Source organism: Streptococcus infantis (assembly GCF_000963255.1).
Lineage (GTDB): Bacteria > Bacillota > Bacilli > Lactobacillales > Streptococcaceae > Streptococcus > Streptococcus nidrosiense.
The window spans coordinates 1-3,305 of the sequence record NZ_JYOV01000026.1; the positions used below are offsets into that span (position 1 = coordinate 1).

The following is a 3,305-nucleotide window of genomic DNA, read 5'->3' on the forward strand; positions in this document are numbered from 1 at the left end:
AAGATTGGTGAAGCAACAGCTGATAACACTGGTAAAGCAACTATTACCCCAACAGTTGATATTCCAGCAGGCCCAGTAACTGTTAAAGCAACGAAAGATGGTCAAACATCAGACGCAAGTGATCCAGTTCAAGCCACAGCAGCAACTCCAGCGAAACCAAGCAAACCAGTTGTCGATACAGATCTCACAGGTAAAGCCGGCACTAAGACACCAGTTGAAGTGACAGCAGAACCAGGATCAACAGTAGCCCTCTACGATAAAGATGGCAACAAGATTGGTGAAGCAACAGCTGATAACACTGGTAAAGCAACTATTACCCCAACAGTTGATATTCCAGCAGGCCCAGTAACTGTTAAAGCAACGAAAGATGGTCAAACATCAGACGCAAGTGATCCAGTTCAAGCCACAGCAGCAACTCCAACAACACCAATTCAACCAGAAATTACAACAGACCTCACAGGCAAAGCGGGCACTAAGACACCAGTTGAAGTGACAGCGGAACCAGGATCTAAGGTTGAAATGTATGATAAAGATGGCAACAAGATTGGTGAAGCAACAGCTGATGAAAATGGTAAAGCAACTATTACACCAACAGTTGATATTCCAGAAGGAAATGTGACGGTTGTAGCAACCAAGGATGGTCAAACACCAGAAGCAAGTGATCCGGTTCCAGCAACAGCTAAAGAGCCAGAAACACCAGCTAAACCAAGCAAACCAGTTGTGAACACAGACCTCACAGGTAAAGCCGGTACTAAGACACCAGTTGAAGTGACAGCAGAACCAGGAACTACAGTTGAGTTGTTCGATAAAGACGGTAACAAGATTGGTGAAGCAACAGCAGGAGCAGATGGTAAAGCTATCATTACTCCAACGGTAGACCTTCCAGAAGGTAATGTAACTGCTAAAGCTACTAAAGATGGTAAAACATCAGAAGTGAGCGATCCAGTTCAAGCTACAGTAGCAACTCCAACAACACCAATTCAACCAGAAATTACAACAGACCTCACAGGCAAAGCGGGCACTAAGACACCAGTTGAAGTGACAGCGGAACCAGGATCTAAGGTTGAAATGTATGATAAAGATGGTAACAAGATTGGTGAAGCAACAGCTGATGAAAATGGTAAAGCAACTATTACACCAACAGTTGATATTCCAGAAGGAAATGTGACGGTTGTAGCAACCAAGGATGGTCAAACACCAGAAGCAAGTGATCCGGTTCCAGCAACAGCTAAAGAGCCAGAAACACCAGCTAAACCAAGCAAACCAGTTGTGAACACAGACCTCACAGGTAAAGCCGGTACTAAGACACCAGTTGAAGTGACAGCAGAACCAGGAACTACAGTTGAGTTGTTCGATAAAGACGGTAACAAGATTGGTGAAGCAACAGCAGGAGCAGATGGTAAAGCAAGCATCACTCCAACGGTAGACCTTCCAGCAGGTAATGTGACTGCTAAAGCTACTAAAGATGGTCAAACATCAGAAGTGAGCGATCCAGCTCAAGCCACAGCAGCAACTCCAGCGAAACCAAGCAAACCAGTTGTCGATACAGATCTCACAGGTAAAGCCGGCACTAAGACACCAGTTGAAGTGACAGCAGAACCAGGATCTACAGTAGCCCTCTACGATAAAGATGGCAACAAGATTGGTGAAGGTACAGCTGATAACACTGGTAAAGCAACTATTACACCAACCGTTGATATTCCAGCAGGCCCAGTAACTGTTAAAGCAACGAAAGATGGTCAAACATCAGACGCAAGTGATCCAGCTCAAGCGACAGCAGTTGATAAAGTAGTTAAGACTCCATCAGTCACACCAGTAGCTAACCCATCATCTCTAACAGATGCCGAAAAAGCTAAAGTAGCCGACGAAGTTAAGAAATCAAATCCTACAGTAAGCAAGGTAGAAGTTGGTAACGACGGTACCGCAACTGTAACTTACCCAGATGGCACAACAGCTGTTATTCCAGCAGATAAGACAGTTAAGAAATCAGATGATAAAGTCGTAACGGATCCAGCTGTAACACCAGTTGTAGATCCAAGCAACTTGACTGATGCTGAGAAAGCTAAGGTAGCTGATGAAGTTAAGAAATCTAACCCAACAGCTAAAGATGTTGAAGTAGGTAAAGATGGAACAACTACAGTGACTTACCCAGATGGCACCACAGCCGTAATCCCAGCAGCTAAGACAGTTAAGAAATCAGATGATAAAGCTGTTAAGGATCCAGCTGTAACACCAGTTACAGATCCAAGCAACTTGACTGATGCTGAGAAAGCTAAGGTAGCTGATGAAGTTAAGAAATCTAACCCAACAGCTAAAGATGTTGAAGTAGGTAAAGATGGAACAACTACAGTGACTTACCCAGATGGCACCACAGCCGTAATCCCAGCAGCTAAGACAGTTAAGAAATCAGATGATAAAGCTGTTAAGGATCCATCAGTAACCCCAGTTACAGATCCAAGCAACTTGACTGATGCTGAGAAAGCTAAGGTAGCTGATGAAGTTAAGAAATCTAACCCAACAGCTAAAGATGTTGAAGTAGGTAAAGATGGAACAACCACAGTGACTTACCCAGATGGCACCACAGCCGTTATCCCAGCAGCTAAGACAGTTAAGAAATCAGATGATAAAGCCGTTAAGGATCCATCAGTAACCCCAGTTACAGATCCAAGCAACTTGACTGATGCCGAAAAAGGTAAAGTAGCGGAAGCAGTTAAGAAATCAAACCCAACCGTGACTGACGTTAAGGTTGACAACGATGGTACAACAACTGTAACTTACCCAGATGGTACAACAGCCGTTATTCCAGCAGATAAGACAGTTAAGAAATCAGATGATAAAGGTACTAAGGATCCATCAGTAACCCCAGTTACAGATCCAAGCAACTTGACTGATGCGGAAAAAGGTAAAATAGCAGAAGCAGTTAAGAAATCAAACCCTACAGTAAGTAAGGTAGAAGTTGGTAACGACGGTACAACAACTGTAACTTACCCAGATGGCACAACAGCCGTTATCCCAGCAGATAAGACAGTTAAGAAATCATCTGATAAATCTGTTAAGGATCCATCAGTAACCCCAGTTACAGATCCAAGCAACTTGACTGATGCGGAAAAAGGTAAAGTAGCAGAAGAAGTTAAGAAATCAAACCCTACAGTAAGTAAGGTAGAAGTTGGTAACGACGGTACAACAACTGTAACTTACCCAGATGGCACAACAGCCGTTATCCCAGCAGATAAGACAGTTAAGAAATCATCTGATAAATCTGTTAAGGATCCATCAGTAACCCCAGTTACAGATCCAAGCAACTT

At 43.5% G+C, this 3,305-nt stretch carries 1 pseudogene; it reads left to right on the plus strand.

Annotated elements, in window-relative coordinates:
• Positions 1–3,305 (plus strand): annotated as a pseudogene (locus tag TZ96_RS10810) (hypothetical protein); the annotation flags it as partial.